The 25,539-nt window shown below is 71.0% G+C and carries 19 protein-coding genes and 2 pseudogenes; 13 read left to right on the forward strand and 8 right to left on the reverse strand.

Translation table 11 applies throughout. The features are described from left to right. Window positions 1-119: 119 nt before the first annotated feature. From KUM32_RS14590 to nudC, 5 genes are all read left to right on the forward strand, one after another. Complete coding sequence (locus KUM32_RS14590) at window positions 120-506, forward strand: MGMT family protein (RefSeq protein ID WP_302185144.1); 387 nt, start codon at window positions 120-122, stop codon at window positions 504-506. A gap of 365 nt (window positions 507-871) precedes the next feature. Next, entirely contained in the window at window positions 872-4,543 is a 3,672-nt protein-coding gene (locus tag KUM32_RS14595; RefSeq protein ID WP_217142297.1) for an ATP-dependent DNA helicase, read from the forward strand. Between the two features lie 132 nt (window positions 4,544-4,675). Next, a complete protein-coding gene (locus tag KUM32_RS14600; protein ID WP_217142298.1) occupies window positions 4,676-8,311 on the forward strand; it encodes an ATP-dependent DNA helicase in 3,636 nt (1,211 codons plus the stop codon). Between the two features lie 10 nt (window positions 8,312-8,321). Continuing rightward, window positions 8,322-9,734: a dipeptidase gene (locus tag KUM32_RS14605; RefSeq protein WP_217142299.1), complete on the forward strand. Its 1,413-nt coding sequence runs from the start codon at window positions 8,322-8,324 to the stop codon at window positions 9,732-9,734. 161 nt (window positions 9,735-9,895) lie between these two features. After that, entirely contained in the window at window positions 9,896-10,840 is a 945-nt protein-coding gene (gene nudC, locus KUM32_RS14610; protein ID WP_217142300.1) for an NAD(+) diphosphatase, read from the forward strand. A 104-nt stretch (window positions 10,841-10,944) separates the two neighbouring features. Here nudC and KUM32_RS14615 read toward each other — a convergent pair. After that, window positions 10,945-11,040 (reverse strand): annotated as a pseudogene (locus KUM32_RS14615) (NrdH-redoxin); the annotation flags it as partial. Window positions 11,041-11,092: 52 nt separating this feature from the next. Between KUM32_RS14615 and KUM32_RS14620 the strand changes: the two are divergent. Then, window positions 11,093-12,796: a recombinase family protein gene (locus KUM32_RS14620; RefSeq protein ID WP_308408655.1), complete on the forward strand. Its 1,704-nt coding sequence runs from the start codon at window positions 11,093-11,095 to the stop codon at window positions 12,794-12,796. 54 nt (window positions 12,797-12,850) lie between these two features. Here the strand turns inward: KUM32_RS14620 and KUM32_RS14625 are convergent, their stop codons facing one another. Then, window positions 12,851-13,468: a helix-turn-helix domain-containing protein gene (locus KUM32_RS14625; protein ID WP_217142302.1), complete on the reverse strand. Its 618-nt coding sequence runs from the start codon at window positions 13,466-13,468 to the stop codon at window positions 12,851-12,853. 592 nt (window positions 13,469-14,060) lie between these two features. Between KUM32_RS14625 and KUM32_RS14630 the strand changes: the two genes are divergently transcribed. Beyond that, on the forward strand, window positions 14,061-14,645 hold the full coding sequence (locus tag KUM32_RS14630; protein ID WP_217142303.1) for a recombinase family protein: 585 nt from the start codon (window positions 14,061-14,063) through the stop codon (window positions 14,643-14,645). A 741-nt stretch (window positions 14,646-15,386) separates the two neighbouring features. Here the strand turns inward: KUM32_RS14630 and KUM32_RS14635 are convergent. From KUM32_RS14635 to KUM32_RS14645, 4 genes are all read right to left on the reverse strand, one after another. Beyond that, window positions 15,387-16,220, reverse strand: a complete 834-nt coding sequence (locus tag KUM32_RS14635) for a helix-turn-helix transcriptional regulator (RefSeq protein WP_217142304.1) — start codon at window positions 16,218-16,220, stop codon at window positions 15,387-15,389. Further along, window positions 16,217-16,732 carry a DUF6879 family protein gene (locus KUM32_RS14640; protein WP_217142305.1) on the reverse strand — a complete coding sequence of 172 codons (516 nt, stop codon included), beginning with the start codon at window positions 16,730-16,732 and terminating at the stop codon, window positions 16,217-16,219. Before KUM32_RS14640 ends, KUM32_RS14635 begins: the two co-directional genes overlap by 4 nt. Then, window positions 16,716-16,922 (reverse strand): hypothetical protein, encoded by a 207-nt coding sequence (locus KUM32_RS43460; RefSeq protein WP_254405556.1) that lies wholly within the window; start codon window positions 16,920-16,922, stop codon window positions 16,716-16,718. The genes KUM32_RS14640 and KUM32_RS43460 overlap by 17 nt, the downstream gene beginning before the upstream one ends. A 254-nt stretch (window positions 16,923-17,176) precedes the next feature. Beyond that, window positions 17,177-17,434, reverse strand: coding sequence for a mycoredoxin (locus KUM32_RS14645; protein ID WP_145867355.1), 258 nt, complete (start codon window positions 17,432-17,434; stop codon window positions 17,177-17,179). A gap of 166 nt (window positions 17,435-17,600) precedes the next feature. On the opposite strand from KUM32_RS14645, the gene KUM32_RS14650 reads away from it, so the two are divergent. The 4 genes from KUM32_RS14650 to KUM32_RS14665 all read left to right on the forward strand — a co-directional run bounded on the left by KUM32_RS14650 (window position 17,601) and on the right by KUM32_RS14665 (window position 21,150). After that, entirely contained in the window at window positions 17,601-19,802 is a 2,202-nt protein-coding gene (locus KUM32_RS14650) for an ATP-dependent DNA helicase UvrD2 (RefSeq protein ID WP_217142306.1), read from the forward strand. A gap of 164 nt (window positions 19,803-19,966) precedes the next feature. Then, window positions 19,967-20,287: a hypothetical protein gene (locus KUM32_RS14655; protein WP_217142307.1), complete on the forward strand. Its 321-nt coding sequence runs from the start codon at window positions 19,967-19,969 to the stop codon at window positions 20,285-20,287. A gap of 174 nt (window positions 20,288-20,461) precedes the next feature. Next, a complete protein-coding gene (locus KUM32_RS14660; RefSeq protein WP_125504338.1) occupies window positions 20,462-20,830 on the forward strand; it encodes a WhiB family transcriptional regulator in 369 nt (122 codons plus the stop codon). Beyond that, entirely contained in the window at window positions 20,827-21,150 is a 324-nt protein-coding gene (locus tag KUM32_RS14665; RefSeq protein ID WP_217142308.1) for a hypothetical protein, read from the forward strand. Before KUM32_RS14660 ends, KUM32_RS14665 begins: the two co-directional genes overlap by 4 nt. A 112-nt stretch (window positions 21,151-21,262) precedes the next feature. On the opposite strand, the gene KUM32_RS14670 is transcribed toward KUM32_RS14665, so the two are convergent. Both KUM32_RS14670 and KUM32_RS14675 read right to left on the reverse strand, forming a co-directional pair. Beyond that, window positions 21,263-22,648, reverse strand: a complete 1,386-nt coding sequence (locus KUM32_RS14670) for an AarF/ABC1/UbiB kinase family protein (RefSeq protein ID WP_217142309.1) — start codon at window positions 22,646-22,648, stop codon at window positions 21,263-21,265. Beyond that, window positions 22,641-23,856 (reverse strand): annotated as a pseudogene (locus KUM32_RS14675) (TOMM precursor leader peptide-binding protein). The gene KUM32_RS14670 and the pseudogene KUM32_RS14675 overlap by 8 nt, the downstream one beginning before the upstream one ends. A gap of 268 nt (window positions 23,857-24,124) precedes the next feature. Here KUM32_RS14675 and KUM32_RS14680 point away from each other — a divergent pair. Both KUM32_RS14680 and KUM32_RS14685 read left to right on the forward strand, forming a co-directional pair. After that, window positions 24,125-24,721 carry a M48 family metallopeptidase gene (locus KUM32_RS14680; protein ID WP_217142310.1) on the forward strand — a complete coding sequence of 199 codons (597 nt, stop codon included), beginning with the start codon at window positions 24,125-24,127 and terminating at the stop codon, window positions 24,719-24,721. Between the two features lie 136 nt (window positions 24,722-24,857). Further along, window positions 24,858-25,539: TerD family protein (locus KUM32_RS14685; protein WP_217142311.1), on the forward strand; the 682-nt coding region annotated here is incomplete at its 3' end.

Raw genomic sequence — 25,539 nt, forward strand, 5'->3', positions numbered from 1 at the left:
GGAGGCATCAGGGTGCCCGCGCGGGCCGCACAGTCTGCCCGACGCGCCGCTCCCGGGCGAGGGACGCGCACCGTCGGGAGCGCGTCGCGTTGTCGGTGGGGTGGGGCAGGATGGGACGGATGAGCGAGCAGAGCCTTCCGGACGACGCCCGCCCGGAGTACGCGGACGCGCTGCCCGAGTACGCCGAGCGCGTACTGGACGTGACCGAACTGATTCCACCGGGCCGCGTCATGACGTACGGGGATGTCGCCGAGTACGTGGGGGAGGGCGGACCCCGTCAGGTCGGGCGGGTGATGTCCCTCTATGGGGGCGGAGTGCCATGGTGGCGTGTCGTGCGCGCGGACGGAGTGCTGCTCGCGGGGCACGAGCTCGAGGCGCTCGGCCGCTACCGGGAGGAGGGCACGCCTCTGAGAGAGGCGGGCAGAACGGCGGAGGACCACCTGCCGCGCCTCGACCTGAAGCGGGCGCGGTGGGACGGCGGCGAACGCGCACAGGGCCACATCTGACAGCTTCCGGCATCCAGCCGGCCGATGTGTGACCCGTGATCCGCATGAGCGAAACGGGACAATACGGGCATGCTCGTGACATGACGTACGTTCGTGGGGCGGGAGACTCCCGCGCCGCGAGCGGCCGGAGGGAAGAAGGGGCGGAAGCCCTGCTTCCGCCTCGTTCGCCGGCGCGGTGTCGCCCGCGCGGGAGACCCTCATCCCGCGGCCACCGCCGTCCCCGCAGCGCGGACGGCCCACCCGTACACCCACCAGGACCGGCGAACCACGTGAGCTCCTCTTCCTCCACCGGACACCCGTCGCACCCCCAGGTGCGACGGGGGAGCCGTGGCGCCTACCGGCTGGTGCGTACCCCGCCGGCGCGCATGGACCCCCCTCGTCTGGACGCCGCTCAGCGCGCCGTGGTTGACCACAGGACCGGACCACTGCTCGTCCTGGCAGGCCCGGGTACCGGCAAGACGACCACGCTGGTCGAGTCCGTGGCGGACCGGATCGCCCGCGGCGGCGACCCCGAGCGGATCCTGGTGCTGACCTTCAGCCGCAAGGCGGCCGTCGAGCTGCGTGACCGGATGGCGCTGCGCATGGGCGCCGCGCGCGCTCCCCGGGCGACGACCTTTCACTCCTTCGGCTACGCCTTGGTCCGCGCACACCAGGACACCGCCCTGTTCGTGGAGCCCCTTCGGCTGCTCTCCGGCCCGGAGCAGGACGTGACGGTGCGCGAGCTGCTCGCCGGGCAGGTCGACCTGGAGCGGCTGGGCCTGGCCCATGTGCGCTGGCCCGACGAACTGCGCGCCTGCCTGACCACCCGGGGCTTCGCCGACGAGGTGCGCGCGGTCCTCGCCCGCAGCCGCGAACTGGGCCTCGGCCCGGAAGCCCTGGGAGCCTTCGCCCGGCGCATCGGCCGCCCGGACTGGCGGGCCGCCGCCGTCTTCCTCGCCGAGTACCTCGACGTGCTCGACCTGCAGGGCGTGCTCGACTACGCGGAACTCGTCCACCGCGCGGTGCTCCTCGCCCGCCGCCCCGAGGTCGCCGCACACCTGGCCGCCCAGTACGACGCGGTGTACGTCGACGAGTACCAGGACACCGACCCCGCCCAGGTGCGGCTGCTGCACGCCCTGGCGGGCGGCGGACGTACCCTCGTCGCCTTCGGCGATCCCGACCAGTCGATCTACGCCTTCCGGGGCGCGGACGTCAACGGCATCCTCGACTTCCCGGACGCCTTCCGGCGTGCGGACGGCCGCCCGGCGCCGGTCGAGGTACTGCGCACCTCGCGCCGGTCCGGAGGGGCACTGCTGGCCGCCACCCGGCTGCTGACCCAGCGCATGCCGCTGACCAGGCTCCCCGCCGACAAGGTGCGCGCCCACCGCGATCTCGCCCCGGCACGGGACGGGGGACGCGTGGAGGTGTACACGTACCCGACGCCGGGCACCGAGACGGACAACATCGCCGACATCCTGCGCCGGGCCCACCTGGAGGACGGCGTCCCCTGGGGCGACATGGCCGTCCTGGTGCGTGCCGGCTCCCGCACCATCCCCGCGGTCCGCCGCGCCCTCACCGCGGCCGGCGTCCCCCTGGACGTCGACGGCGACGACCTCCCCCTGCGCCACGAGCCGGCGGTGGCGCCCCTGCTGACGGCACTGCGGGCGGTCGCGGAGGCGGAGGCGGCGGCCGGCGAGAGGCCGGGGGCGGGCGCCGGTGGCCGGCCGGCGGCGGAGGCCGGACGTGGGGCGGAGGCCGGACGCGGGGCGGACGGCGATGCGGTGGGGGAGGAGCCTCGCAACGGCGCGGGTGCCGATGCGGTGGCGGACACCGTGACGGGGGCGGATGCCGAGGCGGCGGCGGATGCCGAGGCGGCCGACGCCGTCGTCGCGACGGCTGCTGACACGGCGGCCGAAGATGCCGCATCGGCGGGTACCGCCACGGCGGTGGACGCTGTGGTGGGCGAGGATGCCGGCACCGCGGCGGACGCTGCGGCACCGAAGGGCGCGGGTCCGGCGGTGGGCGCCGTGGTGCCGGCGGGTGGCGATGCCGAGGTGGTGTCCATGGCCGGGGCGGTCGCCGACACGGCGCCGAAGACAGCCGCAGCCGCGGGAGACGCCCGCACGGCGGTGGAACCGGCGTCCGGCGATGGTGCCGACCGCGCGGCGGACGCCTGCTGGCTCCCCACCGACACCGCCCTCACCCTGCTCGGCTCACCCCTCGCCGGCATGGACGCCGCCGACCTGCGCCGCCTCGGCCGCGCCCTGCGCGAAGAGGAGCGCGCCGCCGGGAACCCCCTGCCGCCGCCCTCGGACGAACTGCTCGCGCGGGCGCTGGCCGAGCCGGAGCGGCTGGCGGTGCACGACCCCGCGTACGCGCGTGGCGCCCAGCGGCTCGGCGCGCTGCTCCGCAGGGCCCGCGAGCGCCTGGCGGGCGGCGGCAGCGCCGAAGAGGCACTGTGGGACCTGTGGGAGGGCACCCCGTGGCCCAGCCGCCTGGAACGGTCCGCCCGGCGTGGCGGCGCGGCCGGACGCAACGCCGACCGAGACCTCGACGCCGTGTGCGCGCTGTTCGCGACGGCCGCCCGCGCGGAGGAACGCACCGGAGGCCGAGGCGCCCTGAACTTCCTGGAGGAGATCGACGCCGAGGACATCGCCGCCGACACCCTCACACGGCGTGCCGTACGCCCCGACGCCGTCCGCCTGATGACCGCGCACCGCTCGAAGGGGCTGGAATGGCGGCTGGTCGTCGTGGCGGGCGTCCAGGAAGGCCTGTGGCCGGACCTGCGCCGCCGCGGTTCGCTGCTGGAGGCCGACCGCATCGGCCGGGACGGGCTCGCCGAACCCCTCACGCCCGGAGCACTGCTCGCCGAGGAACGCCGCCTGTTCTACGTGGCCGCCACGCGCGCGCGTGAACGGCTCGTCGTGACCGCCGTGAAGGCACCGGCCGACGACGGCGACCAGCCCTCCCGGTTCCTGACCGAGCTCGGCGTCGAACCCGTCGACGTCACGGGCCGCCCCCGCCGACCCCTCGCCGTCGCGGCGCTCGTCGCCGAACTGCGCGCCACCACGGTCGACCCCCGCGTCTCCGAACCCCTGAGGGAGGCGGCAGCCCGCCGCCTGGCCCGCCTCGCCGCCCTCGCCGACGAGGACGGCCGTCCCCTGGTGCCGTCCGCCCACCCCTACCGCTGGTGGGGCATGTGGGACCCGACCGAGAGCAAGGTGCCGCTGCGCGACCGCGACCAGCCCGTCACACTCTCGGGCAGTGCCCTGGACCAGTTGGCCAACACCTGCGCCCTGCAGTGGTTCCTGGGCCGTGAGGTGAAGGCCGACGCACCCGCCACCGCCGCCCAGGGCTTCGGCAACGTCGTGCACGTCCTCGCCGACGAGGTGGCCTCCGGGCGCACCCCGGCCGACCTCGCCGTCCTCATGGAGCGCCTGGACTCCGTGTGGAACGCGCTCGCGTTCGACGCGCCGTGGAAGTCGGCGCAGGAGAAGGCCAACGCGCGCGTGGCACTCGAACGCTTCCTGAAGTGGCACGTCATGGACCGCGCCGGGCGCACACCGGTGGCGAGCGAGCACGACTTCGACGTGACCCTGGAGGCCGGCGACTACGAGGTGCGCATCCGCGGCCAGATGGACCGCGTCGAGGCCGACGGCGACGGCCGTGCCTACGTCGTCGACTTCAAGACCGGCAAACAGGCGCCCACCTCCGCCGAGGTGGCCCGCCACCCGCAGCTCGCCGTCTACCAGCTCGCCGTCCGCGAGGGCGCCGTCGACGAGGCCTTCCAGGGCGTACGCCCCCAGCCGGGCGGCGCCGAACTCGTCCAGCTGCGCCAGGGAGCGCCCAAGCGGGACGGCGGCGAGACCCTGCCCAAGGTGCAGGCGCAGGATTCCCTGGAAGGGGCGGCGGGCGAGTGGGTGGGCGACCTGCTGGCCACGGCCGCCGGCAAGGTCCTCGACGAACGGTTCACCCCGACCGTGGGCCAGCACTGCACCCACTGCGCCTTCCGGGCGTCGTGCAGCGCGCGTCCCGAGGGCCGGCACGTCGTCGAGTGAGTCGCCCCCGGCGGGCCACGGGAGCGGGAGAACCAGTGTGATAAGACGCACCCACCGGCCTGACCTGCGCATCTCTCGGATCCGAAGGCGACCCGGCACCCACTGTCAGTGCCCGCCGCTAGCCTCTTCGACGTGCCCGCCCATCTCACCGATCCCGATCAGCTCAAGGAGCTCCTCGGCATCCCCTTCACCCCGGAGCAGACGGCCTGCATCGTGGCGCCGCCCGCCCCGCAGGTGATCGTGGCCGGAGCCGGTTCGGGCAAGACGACGGTGATGGCGGCACGCGTGGTGTGGCTGGTCGGCACCGGCCAGGTGGCCCCGGAACAGGTCCTCGGCCTCACCTTCACCAACAAGGCCGCCGGCGAGCTCGCCGAACGCGTCCGCAAGGCGCTCGTCAGAGCCGGCGTCACCGACCCGGACGTGATCGACCCGGACAACCCGCCCGGCGAGCCGGCGATCTCGACGTACCACGCCTTCGCGGGCCGCCTCCTGACCGACCACGGTCTGCGGCTCGGGCTGGAACCGACCTCCCGCCTCCTCGCCGACGCCTCCCGTTACCAGCTCGCCGCGCGGGTCCTGCGCGAGGCCCCCGGCCCCTACCCGGCGCTCACCCGCTCCTTCGCCGACCTGGTCAGCGACCTCCTCGCCCTCGACGCCGAGCTCGCCGAGCACCTCGTACGCCCCGAGGACCTGCGCACCTGGGACGCCGGCCTCCTGGACTCCCTCCAGGGCGTCAAGCTCAGCAACGCCGACCTGCGCAAGGTCCCCGAGGCCGCCGCCGCGCGCCGCGAACTCGCCGACCTGGTGATCCGCTACCGGGCCGCCAAACGCGAACGGGACCTGCTCGACTTCGGTGACCAGATCGCCCTGTCCGCACAGCTGGCCGGGCTGCCCGAGGTGGGCCGCGTCCTGCGCGACGAGTTCCGGGTCGTCCTGCTCGACGAGTACCAGGACACCTCCGTGGCCCAGCGGATCCTCCTGGCGGGCCTGTTCGGCGGCGGCACCGGCCACCCCGTGACCGCGGTGGGCGACCCCTGCCAGGCGATCTACGGCTGGCGCGGTGCGTCGGTCGCGAACCTCGACGACTTCCCCGAGCACTTCGCCCGCGCGGACGGCCGCCCGGCCACCCGCCAGGCGCTCAGCGAGAACCGCCGCAGCGGCGGCCGTCTCCTCGACCTCGCCAACGGCCTCGCCGAGCCCCTGCGCGCCATGCACGCGGGCGTGGAGGCCCTGCGCCCCGCCCCGGGCGCCGAACGCGACGGCATGGTGCGGTGCGCCCTGCTGCGCACCCACGCCGAGGAGATCGACTGGCTCGCCGACTCCGTCGCCCACCTCGTGCGCACCGGCAAGGCGCCCGGTGAGATCGCCGTCCTGTGCCGCACGGCGACCGACTTCGCCGAGATCCAGGGCGCGTTGGTGGCCCGCGACGTCCCCGTCGAGGTCGTGGGCCTGTCCGGACTGCTGCACCTGCCCGAGGTGGCCGACCTGGTCGCCGTCTGCGAGGTCCTCCAGGACCCCGGCGCCAACGCCCCCCTGGTCCGCCTGCTCACCGGCCCGCGCTGGCGCATCGGCCCCCGCGACCTCGCCCTTCTCGGACGCCGGGCCCGGCTCCTGGTGGCCCACGCGCGCGTGGACGGCGACGACGACCCCGACCGGAGGCTCGCCGAGGCCGTCGAGGGCGTCGATCCGGCCGAGGTGATATCGCTCGCGGACGCCCTCGACACCTTCCTGGAGACGCCCCTGGACGGCTCCGGGGACGACGACGGACTGCCCTTCTCGCCGGACGCGCGCGTGCGCTTCGCACGGCTGGCCGCCGAACTGCGCGACCTGCGCCGATCCCTGTCCGACCCGCTCATGGACGTCCTGCACCGCGTCCTCGCCGTCACCGGCCTGGAGGTGGAGCTGTCGGCGTCCCCGCACGCCCTGGCCGCCCGGCGCCGCGAGACCCTGTCGAACTTCCTCGATGTCGCCGCGTCCTTCGCCGCGAGCGACGGCGAGGCCACCCTGCTCGCCTTCCTCGGCTTCCTGCGCACCGCCGCCCAGTACGAGAAGGGCCTCGACAACGCCCTGCCCGGCGGAGAGAACACCGTCAAGGTGCTGACCGCGCACAGGTCCAAAGGCCTGGAGTGGGACGTCGTCGCCGTACCCGGGCTGGTCACCGGCACCTTCCCCAGCGGCCAGGGCCGCGAGAAGTGGACCGCGCAGGGCAAGGTGCTGCCGCACGGCCTGCGCGGCGACGCCGACACCCTGCCCGACGTCGACTCCTGGGACTCCCGGGGCCTCAAGGCCTTCCACGAGGCCATGAAGGATCACCAGCACACCGAGGAACTCCGCCTCGGCTACGTCACCTTCACCCGTCCCCGCTCCCTGCTGCTGGGCTCCGGCCACTGGTGGGGCCCCGCCCAGAAGAAGCCCCGCGGACCGTCCGCCTTCCTCACGGCCCTGTACGAGCACTGCGCCGCCGGACACGGCGAGATCGAGGCCTGGGCGGACGCACCCGCCGAGGACGAGGAGAACCCGGCCCTGCAGCAGGCGACCGCCGACCAGGCCTGGCCCCTGCCCCTGGACGACGAGGCCCTCGCCCGCCGCCGGGCCGCCGCCGAGACGGTTCTCGCCCACCTGGACGACCTCGCCTCCCAAGAGGACGGCCGTCCCGCCGCCACGCACGACCCGGACACCTACGACGACCCGGACTGGCCGCCGCCTCCCGGGGACGACGAGGCACTCCTGGAGGAGGAAGAGGACCCCGGCCGGGCCGAAGGCCCCGCGGACTGGGACTCCTGGACCACGGACCGGCCCGCCACACCGCCGCCGGGCCCGACCGCCGCACCGCCGCCGGGCCCGACCGCCGCACCGCCGCCGGGCCCGACCGCCACACCGCCGACGGACCGCCCCACCACACCGCCGACGGACCGCCGCCCCGTGATCCCGCACCAGACGGCACCTTCCGTACCGCCCGGCGACACCGAGGGCGCTCGCCCGCATCCCCGGACGCCGGAACCGGCACCCGCCTCCCGAGAGCCCGCATCCGCTCGCCTGACCCCCGAGGAGGCCCGCACGGTCGCCTCCTGGGACCGCGACCTGGACGCCCTCACCGGCGAGCTCCTCCGCGCCCGCGAGAGCGTGACCGAGGTGCGTCTCCCGGCGTCGCTGACCGCCTCCCAGCTGCTGAGCCTGGCCGCCGACCCGGACGGCTTCGCGCAGGAGCTGGCCCGGCCCATGCCCCGCCCGCCCCAGCCCGCCGCCCGCCGCGGTACCCGTTTCCACGCCTGGGTGGAAGCACGCTTCGAACCGCTGACGCTGCCCCTGCTGGAACCGGAGGAGCTGCCCGGCGCCGACGCCGAGATCGCCGACGAGCGCGATCTGGAGTTCCTCAAGAACGCCTTCGAACGCACCGAATACGCCCGGCGCACCCCCTACCGCGTCGAGGCGCCGTTCCAGCTCTCGCTCGCCGGCCGGGTCGTACGCGGTCGCATCGACGCCGTCTACAAGGAAGGCGACGGCCGCACGGCAACGTACGAGATCGTCGACTGGAAGACCGGCCGCGCCGCCACCGCGGACCCGCTCCAGCTCGCGCTCTACCGCCTGGCCTGGGCCGAGCAGCAGCGCGTACCCCTGGAGTCGGTGACGGCCGCCTTCCTGTACGTACGCACCGGCGAGGTCGTCCGGCCCGACGGGCTGCCGGACCGCGCCGCGCTGGAGAGTCTGCTGCTGGCCGAGCCGGTCGGTGACGAACAGCACGGTCGGGGTGTCCGCGCGGGCCGATAGGCTCGTGGGCATGAGCCACCCCGTTGACAATGCTGTCAGCGCTGTCCGTACGTACATCGAGCAGCACCGCGCCCGCTTCCTCGACGACCTCGTCGACTGGCTGCGCATCCCGTCCGTGTCGGCGCAGCCGGACCACGCGACCGACGTACGCCGCAGTGCCGACTGGCTCGCCGCCAAGCTGAAGGAGACCGGTTTCCCGACCGCCGAGGTATGGCCGACGCCAGGCGCCCCGGCCGTCTTCGCCGAGTGGCCCTGCGGCGACCCTGAAGCACCGACGATCCTCGTCTACGGCCACCACGACGTGCAGCCGGCGGCCCGTGAGGACGGCTGGCACAGCGAGCCCTTCGAGCCCGTCGTCCGCGAGAACCGCCTCTACGCGCGCGGTGCGGCCGACGACAAGGGGCAGGTGTTCTTCCACACACTCGGCGTCCGCGCCCACCTCGCCGCCACCGGCCGCACCGCCCCGGCGGTCCACCTCAAGCTGCTGATCGAGGGCGAGGAGGAGTCCGGCTCGCCCCACTTCCGGGCCCTCGTGGAGGAGCGTGCCGAGCGGCTCACCGCCGACGCGGTGATCGTCTCCGACACCGGCATGTGGTCCGAGGACACCCCCACGGTCTGCACCGGCATGCGTGGCCTCGCCGAGTGCGAGATCCAGCTGCACGGCCCCGACCAGGACATCCACTCGGGGTCCTTCGGCGGCGCGGTCCCCAATCCGGCCACGGCCGTCGCCCGCCTCGTCGCCGCCCTGCACGACGACCAGGCGCGCGTGGCGATCCCGGGCTTCTACGACGGAGTGGTCGAACTCACCGACCGCGAACGCGCACTCTTCGCCGAGCTGCCCTTCGACGAGCGGCAGTGGCTGCGCACGGCCAAGTCGTACGCCGCCCATGGCGAGGCCGGACACACCACACTGGAGCGGATCTGGGCCCGCCCCACCGCCGAGGTCAACGGCATCGGCGGCGGCTACCAGGGCCCGGGCAGCAAGACGATCGTCCCGTCGTCCGCCATGGTGAAGCTCTCCTTCCGGCTGGTCGCGGGCCAGGACCCCGACCACGTCGAGAAGGCGGTCCGCGCCTGGGCCGCCGAGCAGGTGCCCGCCGGCATCCGCTGCGAGATCACCTTCGGCGCGGCCACGCGGCCCTGTCTGACACCGCTGGACCACCCGGCGCTGCAGTCGGTGGTCCGCGCCATGAGCCGCGCCTTCGAGAAGCCGGTCCGCTTCACCCGCGAGGGCGGCTCCGGACCGGCCGCCGACCTCCAGGAGGTCCTCGGCGCACCCGTGCTCTTCCTCGGCATCTCCGTCCCGTCCGACGGCTGGCACGCCCCCAACGAGAAGGTGGAACTGGACCTGCTCCTCAAGGGCGTCGAAACCTCCGCCCACCTGTGGGGTGACCTGGCGGAACACTGGCGCCATGCGCCCTGAGCGCCCAGTACGGACCTGGTCCGGACCGGCCTCGGGCGCGCGGCACACTGAAAGGGCCGCCGCGGGCAGCAGAGCCCTCCCGGACCCGGCCGCCACCCGCCGTACGACCCGCTGAACCGCCTGCCGAAAAGAACCGCTCACCGGGGGAGTTGGAAGCACCCGTGACCACCTGGACCGACCACACCGCCGACCGTCCCATTTCGCTCACCGCTCCGAGCGGTATCGACCGCGCCGCCCACCACCGCCTCGACGAGGCCTGGCTCGCGGCGGCGTGGAGCCACCCCTCGACGCGCTGCTTCGTGGTCTCCGGAGGCCAGGCCCTCATCGACGAGACGCCCGACGGGCGTACCGAACTCGTCATGACCCCCTCCTTCGAGGCCCCGCTCACCGAGGCACACCGGTACTTCCTGGGGACCGACGAGGCCGGAGTCAGCTACTTCGCCCTCCAGAAGGACTCCCTGCCCGGCCGCATGGACCAGTCCGCGCGTCCGGCGGGCCTGCGCGAGGCCGGCCTGCTGCTGTCGCCCCGGGACGCGGGCCTGCTGGTGCACGCGGTGGCCCTGGAGAACTGGCAGCGTCTGCACCGCTTCTGCTCCCGCTGCGGCGAGCGCACCGTCATCGCCGCCGCGGGCCACATCCGCCGCTGCCCCGCCTGTGGCGCCGAGCACTATCCGCGCACCGATCCCGCGGTGATCATGGCCGTCACCGACGCCGACGACCGCATCCTGCTCGGCCGCCAGGTCCACTGGCCCGAGGGCCGCTTCTCGACGCTGGCCGGTTTCGTGGAGCCCGGCGAGTCCATCGAGCAGTCGGTGCGCCGCGAGGTGCACGAGGAGGTCGGCATCACCGTCGGCCCCGTCGAGTACGTCGCCAGCCAGCCCTGGCCCTTCCCGTCCAGCCTCATGCTGGGCTTCACGGCCCGCGCCACCTCCACCGACATCAACGTCGACGGCGACGAGATCCACGAGGCCCGCTGGTTCTCCCGCGACGAGCTGGGCGCCGCCTTCGAGTCCGGCGAGGTGCTCCCGCCCTACGGCATCTCGATCGCGGCCCGCCTCATCGAGCTCTGGTACGGCAAGCCCCTGCCGACGCGCGGCTTCGTCTGAGGTACCACGACGCGGAGGGGTGGCCCCCTCCCGCACGCAGAGGGGTGGCCCTCCCGCACGGGGAGGGCCACCCCTCTGCTCACACCGTCCGTCCGGCCGCTCGCTTACGCGCCGACCTTCTGCTTCACCTGCGCCAGCGACGGGTTGGTCAGCGTCGAGCCGTCTAGGAAGAGGACGGTCGGCGCGGTCTGTAAACTTCCCGCTGCGTGAGGGCGGCCAGGGAGGGCCGCCCCTTGTGGGGGAGGTAAGAGCGTGAGCGAGAAGCCCAGGGCTCTTGGCGTGGTCCGTCTGTCCGTCGGCAACGAGAACCAGACGGGGGAGGACACGCAGCGCACCCGCATCAGCAAGCGTGCGGACGCGGAGGAAATGGAGTTGGTCGACTTCGCCGTCGACATCGACGTGTCGGCGTCCATCTCGCCGTGGGTACGCCCGTCCCTGGGGGACTGGCTCAACAACAAGAAGGACCAGTTCGACCACATCATCATCCTGAAGATCGACCGCATCGCACGGTCGGTCCGCCACCTCTCGGACATCATCGAGTGGTGCGAGGCGAACGGTAAGGGCCTCATCTCCTGCGAGGAGGGATTCGACCTCTCGAAGCCGTGGGGCAAGACCATCGCCAAGATCCTGGCTGTGGTCGCAGAGGCCGAGCTGGACGCCATCAAGGCCCGCAACAAGGCTTCCCGGGAGACCATGCGGAAGACCGGCCGTTGGCCGGGTGGCCTTGTCCCGTTCGGACGTAGAGCAGTGAAGGGCGACGCAGGCTTCACTCTGGAACTCGACCCCGAGTACGGCCCGACGCTGATCGAGATGATCCGGCGCTTCATCGAGAAGCCGAGCTTCTCGGCCGTCGCCGACTGGTTGAACGAGCAAGGTGTACCCACGGCTCAGGACATCGCTCGCATCCGCGCGGCGGCAGGCGAGAGCACAACTCGGCTGGCCGACCCGAAGCCTCGGGGAGCCAGGTGGACACCTACCACAGTGCAAGCCGTACTGATCAGCCGCTCCCTGCTCGGGGAGTACGTACGCGCCAGTGGCGCCGTAGCCCGCAACGACGACGGCACACCTGTCATGCGCTCTGAGCCGGTACTGAACGAGGAGGAGTGGACGAAGCTGTCGGAAGCCGTCGCCTCGGTCAAGTACAAGAAGCAGAAGGGCTCTACGTCGCCGACGGTGGGCGTGACGTTCTGCCTGTTGTGCGGAAGCGCCCTCTACTTCGTGAAGGGCGACCCGGCCAAGGGCAAGCGCGAGCGGTACCGCTGTCACGGCAACAAGAGCAAGGGCATCCAGGCATGCCCGAAGCAGAGGTTCTGGGCCGAAGACCTGTACCCCTGGCTGGAGTTGACCCTGTTGGGCGAGATCGGCCACTTGGAACGGATGGAGTCGAAGACGACCATCGACGACAGCCGTGCGGCGAAGCTCGCCGTGATCGACGGCAAGATGAACCAGCTCCTGAAGGAACTCCAGCAGGACGAGCTCAGCGCCGTCGCGTACGCCTCGCAAGTCGCCAGCCTTGCCCAGGACCGAGAGAAGGTCACCAACCAGGAGGGGCCGAAGCCGGTGACCGTGTGGACGGGTACGGGCGAGAGCTACGCGGAGTGGTGGGAGCGGTCGAGTGTCGACGAACGGCGTGAATGGCTGAAGAAGCACAAGGTCAAGGCGTACTTCGGACATGACGTCCTGGCCGTCGATCCCGGCGACCTGATCGAGAACATCAAGCAACAGGGCATCTCGTACTGGGACCTGCCCTCCAAGTCTTCTCAGGTGCTCTCACCGATCACGCCGATCTCGTTGCACGGAAAGCCGTACGAGAAGCCGAAGCCGCTTGCGGGTGTGGAGTGGGCGATCGTCAGCCGCTGGGAGGACTTCGACGCGGAACGGGCAGCGCAGCGGGCGAAGGCTGAAGGGGAAGCCAAGGGAGCAGAGGGAGCCGAGATGGTTCCGATCTCTGCCTGATGCAGCTGAGCAACCGAGGAAGGCCCCCGGCCTGGGGGGCCTTCTGTCTTGCGATCAGAAGGGCGGCGGCTCGTGCCCTGCTTCTTGGAGCCGGTCGGTCAAGCTGTCGTAGTCGAAGTCCACCGGCACGGGAGATGCATACGCGTCTCCGAACCAGCGTCGACGCTGTTCCTCTTGCTTGACCTTGCCAAGATCTACGAAGGACAAGTTGGGGGCCGAAGGCCCCCCAAGGGAGCCAGCGCCTTCGTCTTCCTGCTGGGGGCCGCTTACGCGGCCCACCTTCGCCGGCTGCTTGCGCTCTTCGTCTTCGCCCTGTCGGCCCCCCTTCGGGGGCCGCTCTTCGCCTACCGGCTTGCTCTTCGCCGCTGGCTCCTCACTCCTACCGCCGTCGCTCTTGAAGGTATGTAGGTTGTATGGCTCCTCAGCCATACCCCCCTGCCTTGGCAAGGTGAGTCGGTAGATCACCGGACCGTCCGGCACCTTGCCCGTCTTCGTAAGCCAGCCAGCCTTACGCAGCCTGCCAACGATCTTGTTGACCGTCTGCTCCGGAGCCTTCCCGCCGTAGCCGAGTTCCTTGGCGATCGTCCCGTTCGACGGACACACGTTCTCGCCCGTCTCGTAGTCCGCATACAACGCCATGGCGACGCCGACCAACTTCTCTGCGTGCTTCATGTTCGAGCGCACCAGCGCACGACGCCATACGTGCTCCTGTATCGCGGGCTTCCCTTCTCCGAAGACTCACAAGGACTCCAAAATCTACAGGCCTCCAGGGGTAAAAGCGCAGGTCATCGCATGTGAGGCGCCTCTCAGGCGGACCCCAGAACCGTGGCAGGATTTGAGCCGCCAAGACACGGCGGTCGAGTAAGGACCCTTCAAGGGGTCATGCCCCACCCCCTTCGCCGTCGTCTTCCCTCCGCCGTCGAGAGGCTGGCCCGTTCCACATGGGCAGGCGAACGGCTGTGCGCCCGCGTGAGCGGCTGGCAGGCTGCGCCTCTGGCAGGCAGGCAAGAGCGCAGCGATAGGCAGGCAGACAGGCGCACGCCCCGTTGCCGTGGCCGACAGGGCGCAGCGCTGGCCGACGCAGGGCAGAGACACAACCCCGACCGTGGCGCAGCGTGACCAGTAACAGGCGTCTCGAAAACCAAGGTTTGTGAGACGAGACGGTAGGCACCCCGAAAGGGGAACCCAGCACTGTTCAAAACCCGTCTCGAAACTTCCGTCTCAGGCTTGACGTATTGAGACGAGTTCTGAGACGGTCCCGTCCATGACGACGAACACGATCACTGGCCAGCTCATCGGTTACGCCCGCGTCTCCACCGACGACCAGGAAGCGCAGCTTCAGCGCGACGCACTGACGGCCGCAGGCTGCGCCCGGATCTTCGAGGACAAGGCATCGGGCAAGAACACCGACAGGCCAGAGCTCACGGCCGCACTGGACTACGCCAGACCCGGCGACACCCTGTGCGTGTGGAAGCTGGACCGGTTCGCTCGGTCCCTCATCGACCTTGTGACCATGGTCGACACCCTTCGAGAGCGGGGCATCGGGTTCAAGGTGCTCACGGGGGCACTGGCCAACATCGACCCCGGTACGGCGGACGGCCGTCTCATGCTTCAGGTGGTCGGGGCCATGGCGGAGTTCGAGCGCAGCCTCATCAAGGAGCGCACCCGTGCAGGACTCGACGCAGCCAAGGCGCAGGGGCGTACCGGCGGACGGCCGTCCGTGGTCGATGAGGACGTGCTCACCGTGGCCCGTGCCAGGAAGGCGAAGGGCGAGAGCGTAAGCGCCATCGCCAAGGCACTCGGCATCTCCCGTGCCACCTTGTACCGCCACCTTGGAGAGAGCGCCTGAGACAGGCGCACAACGGCTTGCGACAGGCCCTCGGCTCACGCCGGGGGCCGTTGTCATGCACGACGTGTGACGCCGTCTGGCAGGCGTAACGATGCCTGCCCCTGCCGACCACGGGGGGAGTCGACAGGGACAGGCACAGGGGGTGCAGGTCGCTCGAACCGCTCCCCCTTCCGGCGCACCTCGGTCGTGGTGCTCGCCGTCCCTCAGAGCGTCGGGGGCCTGTCGGTCACTCGTCCCGGACCACCATCGCGAACGACGTACAGACACGCCGGAAGCCCTTGTGTCCGCTCCGGCCTGTGTGGCTCATGCACGCCACGTCGACCGCCGCGCCGTCCGTGGCGGGCGTGGCCGTCCACTTGCAGTGAAGGCACTCCGCTTCGAAGGTCACGTCAGTGTCTGGGTGCTGCGTGATCCTGTGCCTCACGTATCGCATGAGGGAGCGCACCATCACTCGGCCCCGTGCTCTTCCCGCAGGTGCGTACGGAGAACGACGTTCGCATCGGACACCTTCGAGTAGTCCCCGACTGATCGGGCGTTGGTTCGAGTCACAGCGATGCCGAGGCATACGCCGCAACCTGCCACAGAGTCCGGCTCCCTGACCGGAGCTGTCACATGCACCGGCCCCGTCATCGTCGTCTTCGGTGTGCTCATCCCGTACGGCCTCCCGACTGGGTGTCTGCCGAAAGATGATCCCTTGGAATACGCACGGGTCCGCGCTTCATGCGCGTTGTGGACTGAAGATCATGAACGGCACGCAGCCGACCACTCGGCAAGCCTTACTCGAAGCTCCTCCCCGAACAACGCGGATTCTTCGTACCCCTCAAATTCCTTCGAGTAGCTCTGAACATCTCGGCCGTCGCGCAAGACAAGACTTCCCGCTGAGGTTTCCATGGTGACCAAGGAAGTGTCGTAGATGGTGAAGGTATTCAGTGGAGTTCTGGGCGTTGTCGCCCCGAGAGGAATCACGCCGATACGTACGTTCGGAAGGTAGGACAGGGAAGACAGGCGGTCCATCTGTTCGGCCAACGCCAACGCGGAGACGACCGGCCAGCGAATCGCCTGCTCGGTCAGGAGGAACGTGAATCGCTTCGACGTGTCGTAGAGGATGGCTTGCCGTTCCAGCTTCCCCGCTACCGCCTTGCTCGTATCCGCCGGGGAGTGAGCGAGGCTGGCCCGTACGTATTCCGGCGTGGCCAGTAGCCCGGTAATCATCGAGAGCAGGAAGTAGCGCATGTGCGTCGAGGACGCTTCGAGCGCCTTCAACTCCGCTTGCCGTGTCCCCAGCCCCTTACGGCGTAGCTCTCGCAGATTCCGCCACTCGGTGTTGGCCAGCCTGGCGAGTGCGGAAACCTCGGCGACCAGTTCCGGTGGTGCTTCAAGGGCTCTCAGGATCTGTTCCACGTCGACAAGGGATGGACGCGTCTTGCCGTTCTCGATCCGGCTCACCTTGGACTGAGACATGTTGCAGCGCGCCGCGAGCCGATCCCCGGAGAGACCGGCTCGCTTGCGCAGATCTCGGAGTAGCGAAGCAAGTTCCGGACCGGACTCGCCAAGCTGCTCGGCTTCGAACGTCACTCCTTCACGTACTCCAGGAAGGGAATCGATTCAGTGATGGCGATGCGCTGGTACTCGATGAAGTCCGCCGGCTCACCCTCGTACAGTTCACGGCTGATCTGCGTCCCATCGCTCTCGTAGTGCATGATAACGACCGTCGAGTGATCGAACATCCAGAAGTCCCGAACGCCCGACAACGGATTCTCTCGGTCCGTCACGTCGAGGATTCGCACGTCTTCTCCGGCAAGTGCGTGAGGGGCGTAGTACCGGGAGAATTCGAAGCGCAGGTATTCGGAGAGCGGCCGAGTCACGATGTGTACGCGACCCTTGCGCTTCCCTTCACCGCGAAGTCGCTTTAGGTCTTCTGTGTATGTGGACGAGTAGGTGTGCGGGTCGATTCGCTTACCGGCCCGGAAGGCTTCGAGCTCTCCGGATTCCTGCGGTACGAGGTATTGGGGCAGAGTCTCCAAGCGCCATGCCTCCGATTGGAACTCCCGGAGCATCGCCCGCCACTCGTCACCATCCAAGAGCACGAACAGCCTCCCGAAGAACGCTCTCGGGAATCTCCACAAGCCCTTCCCCCTGCGGCGGGACGAAGGCGTCGGACGTATCGCCCTGCACAACGAACGTTCCCCGCTGCGTGCGGTACACGTTCGGGCAGTCGTCTTCGCCGCACTCCCCATTCCCGTTACCGGTAAGCCGAGTCAGCTCTTCGCGCGCCATGCGAAACCCCCTTGTTCGTGGCCCCGGTTGGGCCGCTGGACACGACCGTATGAGGGGCACGCTCGGGCGTCCATGCACGAACCTGGGTATGCACGTTGTTGCATGAAGTACCCCGGCGAGGCGCCGCACAGGACTGCGGCGGCATGTCTTGATGGCGGGTGACTGGCTGTGCGCGGGCTCGCTGTCCGCTTCCCCTACATACAGAGCGCCCCCTCCGGTGACCTTGACCAGAGGGGGCGAAGCGCTGGAGAGCGTCAGACCGCGAGCGCCTGCTTCACCTGGGCAAGGCTCGGGTTCGTCATCACGACCTCGTCGCCACCAGTGGCGGGAACTACCCGAACAGTGGGCACCGTCTGGTTGCCGCCGTTCGCCTTCTCCACGAACGCGGCGGACTCCGGGTCCTGCTCGATGTTGATCTCGGTGTACGCGATGCCCTCGCGGTCCATCTGGCTCTTCAGCCGACGGCAGTAGCCGCACCACGTGGTGCTGTACATCGTCACAGTGCCCGGCATGTCTCTCGCGCTCCTTCGGCGGCTCGGGGATGAGGTCGCAGGTGGGGAACGTCTGCGGCGGCGCCACCATTCCCGCCGCGTGACACTTGTCGCATTGGTACGACTATCAGTGCGTGCCTGTGGACAACCGACTCACCCGTCTCCCGCGACCTGGCAGCATGGCGGTGTGACAGCAGCAACGCACTCCACCCTCTTCCCGCAGGTACCGGACTCGGCCGACGCGGTGCTCGAAGGGCTCGACCCCGAGCAGCGCGAGGTGGCGACCACCCTGCGCGGCCCGGTGTGCGTGCTGGCGGGCGCGGGTACGGGCAAGACCCGGGCGATCACCCACCGCATCGCCTACGGGGTGCGGGCCGGCGTCCTCCAACCCTCCAGCGTGCTCGCCGTCACCTTCACCAACCGCGCCGCCGGGGAGATGCGCGGCCGGCTGCGCCAGCTCGGCGCCGTCGGAGTGCAGGCCCGCACCTTCCACTCGGCCGCCCTGCGTCAGCTCCAGTACTTCTGGCCGAAGGCGATCGGTGGTTCACTGCCCAGGCTCGTCGACCGCAAGATCCAGCTCGTCGCCGACGCGGCCGCCGCCTGCCGCATCCGCCTCGACCGGGGAGAGCTGCGCGACGCCACGGCCGAGATCGAGTGGTCCAAGGTCACCCAGACCGTCCCCGCCGACTACGCCCTCGCGGCCGCCAAGGCCGGCCGCGAGGCGCCCCGCGACCCGGCCGAGATCGCCCAGCTCTACTCTGCCTACGAGGACCTCAAGCGCGGGCGCGGTGTCATCGACTTCGAGGACGTGCTGCTGCTGACGGTGGCCGTCCTCCAGGACCGGCCGGACGTCGCCGAGCAGGTCCGGGCCCAGTACCAGCACTTCGTGGTCGACGAGTACCAGGACGTCAGCCCCCTCCAGCAGCGCCTGCTGGAGCTGTGGCTCGGTGACCGCGACGACCTGTGCGTGGTCGGCGACGCCAGCCAGACGATCTATTCGTTCACGGGAGCAACCTCCGACCATCTGCTCGACTTCCGCACGCGCCATCCTGGTGCCACCGTCGTCAAGCTGGTCCGCGACTACCGCTCCACCCCGCAGATCGTCCACCTCGCCAACGGCCTGCTCGCCCAGGCCCGCGGCCGGGCGGCCGACCACCGTCTGGAGCTGGTCTCCCAGCGCCCCGCCGGCCCCGAGCCCGTGTACACCGAGTACACCGACGAACCGGCCGAGGCAGAGGGTGCCGCCCGCCGCATCCGCGAGCTCATCGAGTCCGGCGTTCCAGCCGCCGAGATCGCGATCCTGTTCCGGACCAATTCCCAGTCCGAGACCTACGAGCAGGCTCTCGCCGACGCCGGGGTCCCCTACCAGCTGCGCGGCGCGGAGCGGTTCTTCGACCGTCCGGAGGTACGCAAGGCCAGCAGTTCCCTGCGGGCCGCGGCGCGTTTCGGCGGCAACGACTCCCTTCTCGACGACGCCGTCGACCTGCCCTCCCAGGTGCGAGCGGTGCTGTCGGGGGAGGGGTGGACCCCGCAGCCCCCGGCCGGTTCCGGCGCTGTCCGGGAGCGCTGGGAATCCCTGGCCGCCCTGGTCAACCTCGCCCAGGACTTCGCCGCCGCCAGTCCCGGCGCCACCCTCGGGGACCTCGTCGCAGAACTCGACGAGCGGGTGAACGCCCAGCACGCCCCGACGGTGCAGGGCGTCACCCTCGCCTCCCTGCACTCGGCCAAGGGCCTGGAGTGGGACGTCGTCTTCCTGGTGGGCGTCGCCGAGGGCATGATGCCGATCACCTACGCAAAGACCGACGAACAGATCGAGGAGGAACGCCGCCTCCTGTACGTCGGTGTCACCCGCGCGCGCGAACGTCTGCATGTGTCCTGGGCGCTCGCCCGTGCGCCCGGTGGCCGGCCGAGCCGCCGTCCGAGCCGCTTCCTGAGAGGGCTGCGGCCCGGGTCGGGCACTGCCGGCGGGCGCACGGCCGCGGGCGGCTCGGGGGGTGTCGAGCGCGGCTTCGGCAACGGCGGCACCGTGGCCGCCGCCCCCAGACGGACGCAGCGGACCCCGGCCCGCTGCCGCGTCTGCGGCCGCACGCTCACCGACGCCGGCGAAATGAAGCTGATGCGTTGCGAGGGCTGTCCCTCCGACATGGACGAGGGCGTCTACGAGCGGCTGCGTGAGTGGCGTGCGGTCCAGGCGGGGCGCAGCGGGCAGCCGGCGTTCTGCGTCTTCACCGACAAGACGCTCATGGCGATCGCCGAGTCCGTCCCGGACGACGAGCGCGAGCTGGCGCGCATCCCAGGGGTCGGGGCCCGCAAGCTCAACCGTTACGGAGCCGACGTCCTGGCCATCTGCGCAGGCCGGAGCGTCGAGGGGGTTGACGAGGAGAGCTGATGCGAACTCGTCGAAAAAATAGTTTGCGCATGCCCCGGGAATCCCCATAGGTTCTTGGTCACGGGAGCAGCGGCCTTCCCGGAGGCCCTGAATCCGTGCTGTACTTGCATATCCGCGGACTGGTTCGTCCCAGTCCCCCGAGACGCCGAGAGGAGGCGAGCCCAGTGATCAGCATCAGCTTCAGCACCACCGCCAAAATGACCGATCTCTCGGCCGTCTCCCTGCGCACGCTCGGCGCTTCCAACCGCGGCACCGGTCTGTCCGGCATTCGTGCTGTGCGCCCGGCCTCCGCCTCCGTTGCTCCCGCGGGCCTCCCTGTCCGTGAGCGCGATGAGCGACCGACCCAGGCACTGGAAGCAGCAGTAGTGGCACAGGCGAAGGCCTATGCCTTTACCGCGACCGGTGCCGGATTCCGGAAGCAGACGACGCAGCACCACCTGATGTGGGCCTTCCGTGGGCCAGAACCCTGGAGTGATCCAGCCTGATCGCCGATCAGGCCGGCGCCTTCAGGGCCGCGGAACCCCATCCGGGATCCGCGGCCCTTCTGTTTTCCCCGAACGGGGACGACGGCAAGAAGGAGCCTCGGGACAAGAAAAGAACCCGGTACCACGCCGCCACCCGGCCAACCGGCCGGAACGACCAGACGAGGAAGACCACCCGTGCAACTCGAAGCGCACGCCCCGTCCGTACCGCCTTCCGACACGATCCCCAAGCCCGGCTCCACGGAGGACCCCACCTTGACCCCGCTCACCGCGCTCACCGCGCTCGACGACGCCATCGAGAACCTCGGCGTGCCCGTCCCCTGCCGTTCCTACGACCCGGAGGTCTTCTTCGCGGAGTCGCCGGCGGACGTCGAGTACGCCAAGTCCCTCTGCCGCACCTGCCCGCTCATCGAGGCCTGCCTCGCGGGTGCCAAGGAGCGGCGTGAGCCCTGGGGCGTCTGGGGTGGCGAGCTGTTCGTCCAGGGTGTCGTCGTCGCCCGGAAGCGGCCCCGTGGCCGCCCGCGCAAGAACCCGGTCACGGCATGAACATCACAGGAACGATCGACCATCCCCTCACGCACGACCCCGAGAAGCAGGCCCCGATGAAGCCGTCCGCCCACGACATCGCAGGCACCACGCCTGAAGCCTTCACCACCAGCGGCGCGAAGGACTCGCGCCAGAACAGGACCCGAGAGATGCAACTCATCCCAGAAGCCCTGGCACGTGCGCATATGCACGACCGCCTGCAAGAGGCGGAGCGGGAGCGCCGGGCCCTGCGCCTGGCGACCGCTCGCCGGATGCAGCGCCGGGCCGAGCGCGCCTCGATGCGTGCCCGGCGTGCGCTCGCCATGGCGGTCATGCAGTAACCGAGTACACACCCGAAGCGGTGGCCCCCCCGGCCAGGGGGGGGCGAGCTCTCCCTGTGGGGGCCGGTCCGTCCGACGGACCGGCCCCCACGCGGCGTTCACCGTCGGCGGCTCACGCCTCCGCCGCCACTTCCTCGGCCTCGGCCGCTTCCTCCTCCCCCTCTTCCTCGGGGAGGAACCCCACCAGCCACTCCTCCAGCTCCTCGCGCAGCCGCACTGTCGCTCCCAGCTGACACAGCACGCCGATGGTGCTCAAGGTGACGCGGTGGATCAGAAGGTAGGCCGGCGGCAGGTTGAGCTGCTTGGCCAGCTGGTAGGCGGGGGAGCGGGGGTCGGCGATCCGGGCCGCCTGGCTGCGCATCCAGCCGCGGGTGAAGGTGAACGCGTCGACCCGGGCCGGTTCGATGATCGGCAGGAGGTAGTCGAGGACGGCGTCCGGGTCCAGTTCTATCGACTCCTTGACGAAGCCTTCCGCGCAGAGCATCTCGTAGACGGCCTCCGCCTCGCCGTCCAGCGTCATGCGCAGGGCCTCCCCGATGGGCTCGGGCAGGCCACCCGGGAGCCGGTCGACCGTGCCGAAGTCCAGGACGCCCAGACGCCAGCCGTCCTCGCCGTCCGGCCCGCCGGGCAGCAGACGGAAATTGCCGGGATGCGGGTCGGCGTGCAGGAGGCCGGTGCGGGCCGGGCCCGAGAACAGGAAGTGGGCCAGAAGCTGGCCGGCCCGGTCGCGCTGTTCCGGGGTGCCGTCCGTGATGATCTCCGACATCGGGATGCCGTCGATCCACTCGGTGATCAGCACCTGCTCGCACTGGTGGACGACGTCCGGCACCACGATGTCCAGGTCGTCCGCGAACTCCTCGGCGTGGGCCTGCTGGGCCTGCGCCTCCAGGGCGTAGTCCAGCTCCTCCGAGACCCGGTCCTTGAGCTCCGTGATCAACGGCTTGACGTCCATGCCGGGAACCAGCGGGCCCAGCAGGCGGGCGAAGCGGCTCAGCTGGTTCAGGTCGGACAGCAGTGCCTCGCCGGCGCCCGGGTACTGCACCTTGACCGCCACCTCGCGGCCGTCGTGCCACACCCCCCGGTGCACCTGGCCGATCGAGGCGGCCGCGGCGGGCTTGTCCTCGAACTCCAGGAACAGGTCGTGCCAGTCCTCTCCGAGCCGTTCCGCGAGCACGGAGTGCACCGTGCGCGTCGGCATCGGCGGTGCCGCCTCCTGCAGCTTGGTCAGCGCCGCCCGGTAGGGGCCGGCGACCTCCTCGGGCAGCGCCGACTCGAAGACGGACAGGGCCTGGCCGAACTTCATCGCCCCGCCCTTGAGCTCGCCGAGTACCTTGAACAGCTGCTCCGCGGTGCGCTGCTGCAGCTGCTGGCCGACGATCTCCGCGGACTCGCCCACAATCCGCTTGCCGAGCCCCCAGGTCGCCCGCCCGGCGAAGCCGAGCGGGAGCGCGGCGAGTTTGGCGGTCCGGGTGACCGCCTTGCGCGGAAGATCAGACATGCGCCCTCCAAGTCACAGCCGGCCGCGCCGTTTCTGCCCCACGGCGTACTTCTGCTGACGGCCATTGCCCAGCCATTGTCTCGCGCCGATCCCCTTCCTCGGGGGTGTGTTCCTGCTTACCTTTCCGGGCGGCTCCGCACGGGCAGGCCGGATGCGGCCGGACCGGCCGCGTCCGCCACCGCAGTCCGGGCAGTGAGACCTCCCAGCGCTCGCCGACGCTCGCGGGTGTCCGGCCGTCCAGGAAGGAGAGCGCGTGGGCTGCCGCCAGTCCGGCCACGGCCGTGGCCAGCGTGAGGTCACAGGGCCGTACCTGGTGCTGCCCGCCGGAGCGCCACTGCGCCACCAGCCGCGGCCAGGCCGCGTCCCGGTCGGTGCGGTCCGCGTGCAGACAGCCCGCGCACCCTGTCTCGCCGGGCAGGACCAGGGGGCCGACGACGCCGGTGCCCTCCACGACACCGGCGTACAGATGGGGCGTACCCGAGGCCAGCAGGGGCTCCGCGGTGGCTGGGTCGGGCGCGTGCACCGCGACGTCGTCGCGCGGGGCGAGGACCACCAGGGAGAAACCCGGGTCGCCCTCCTCCGGCGGAGTCGTGGGACCGCGGCGCGGTGGCCGGCCGGGGGCGGCCCGGCGGACCAGGCGGCGGGCCGTCTCGTCCCGGCGGTCGCCGACGGCCTCGGCGGGCAGCCCGCCCGGGGCGACGTCCCACGGCTCGACGCGTCCGCCGTCGCGCACGTCGATCTCGCCGACGCCCGCGCCCGACAACAGGCAGGACAACACCGCGCCCACCCGGCCCGCCCCCTTCACCCGCACCCGCTGGGCGCGCCGGGCGGCCAGGTGCCTGATCGCATCCCCGGGCTCGGCGGTGGTCAAGGACAGTGAGGCCAGATCGGGGCGGAGCCGGTCGAGTACCTTCCTTCTTCTCCCGCAGGGCCTCCGCCTCCGGTCCACCGCCGCGCGAGTCGTCGAGGAGCCCGGCCCGCGCCAGCCGTTCCACCACCCGGTCGACATGCCCGTCCGGCAGGTCCATGCGACGACCCTCCTCGCGCAGGAGTGCCGGGCCGCGGGTGCCGTTGAGCAGTTCGAGGAAGCTGCCCGTCGCCGTGTCCACCGGGCCGAGCGTCAGCGCGTGCGCCGGCGTCATACCGAACTGCACGGTGTTGAGATCGCGCCAGCCGCGCCTGAGCGCGGGCTTCACCATCGGATGCATGGAATGGTCCCCCGTACGTCGTCGCACGTCTTCGAACGTCCCCGTGTGTCCGGCGGGTGGTCGGTCGCGTACCGGGTCGTGCGGTCGGTCGCGAATCCGCCGGCGAGTGCCAGCATGCCCGGATCCGCGACCGGGCGTCGAAAGTTGTCCACAGGTGGGGGGTGTTCGTCGTACAAATCAGTCGCACGACTCGAAAGTGGGGTGGCGGATCGGCACCGAACCATTCCGGAGCCGGGACTTCCCCGTGTGCACCGGGTAACGTCGGGGCGTGTCCGCCGACCCACTGCACCGCGCCGGGGCGCCCCAGCGCACACCGACGAATCCGCTGTCGAACGGCTCGGGGGCGAGCGCGATCGAGGTCCGTAGGAGCACCCGGCGACGCCGGACGGTTTCCGCGTACCGCGAGGGCGATCGCACCGTCGTGCTGATCCCCGCCCGGATGTCCGAGGCGGAGGAGCAACGCTGGGTGAGCCTCATGCTGGACAAGCTGGCCGCCCAGGAGAGCAAGCGCGTCCTCGGCGACGCGGAGCTGGCCGAGCGGGCGGAGCGCCTGTCGGCCCAGTTCTTCGACGGACGGGCCCGGCCCTCCTCGGTCCGCTGGGTCACCAACCAGAACACACGCTGGGGCTCGTGCACTCCTTCCGAGGGGAGCATCAGGTTGTCGCACCGGCTCCAGGGCATGCCCGAATACGTCGTCGACTACGTCCTCCTCCACGAGCTGGCACATCTGCTCGTGCCCGGGCACGGGCCCCGGTTCTGGCGGCTGCTGGACGCGTATCCCCGGACCGAGCGGGCCCGGGGATACCTGGAGGGCGTGGTCGCCGCCGACCGGCTGCCGCACGTACCCGGGGCCCGCAGCGAGTAGCGCGCACCCCGGCGGGGCGTCCGACACGGCCGCGCACGGGTTCTGTACCGGGTCTGTACCGGCTTCCTCCGGTGTCAGGGATTGCCGTTAGCCTGGCGCGACGCACTCGCATTCGGATGGGGGACGGTCGTAACGCATGGCCAGGGAATTCCAACGCGGCCACAAGGCCAGGATCAGTGATCTCACCGCGGGCACGGATCTGTACGTAGGCGTGCAGATCTCAGGCCCCGGGCTGAGCTTCGACATCAGCTGCTTCGGCCTCGACGCCGACGAGCGGCTGTCCGACGACCGGTACTTCGTGTTCTTCAACCAGCCGAAGACCCCCGAGGAGTCCATCCAGCTCCTGGGTGCGCAGGCGGGCGACACGGAGTCCTTCCGGGTCACGCTCGACCGGATCCCGGCACAGATCCAGAAGCTGTCCTTCACCGCGACGATCGACGGCGCCGGGCAGATGTCGCAGGTCGGCCCCGGGTACCTCCGGATCGTCGCGGGCGGCGAGGAAGTGGCCCGCTACCCGTTCAGCGGTTCGGAGTTCTCCACCGAGCGGGCCGTGATGCTGGGCGACTTCTATCTGAAGGACGTGTGGCGGTTCGCCGCCGTCGGGCAGGGCTTCGACGGCGGGCTCGACGCGCTGCTGAGGAACTTCGGCGGAGAGGTGGCCGAGGAGGAGGCGCCGGCGGCGCAGCAGCCCCAGGCCGGCGCCGTCCCGGGCTTCGCCCCGCCCGCCCAGGCCGCGGCGCCGCCGGCGTTCGGTGCCCCCGCCGGCCCCGCCCCGGCGCCCGCCCCCGCGCCGCAGCCCGCTCCGCAGGGCTTCGCCC

The sequence above is a fragment of the Streptomyces sp. AC627_RSS907 genome, from assembly GCF_019049165.1.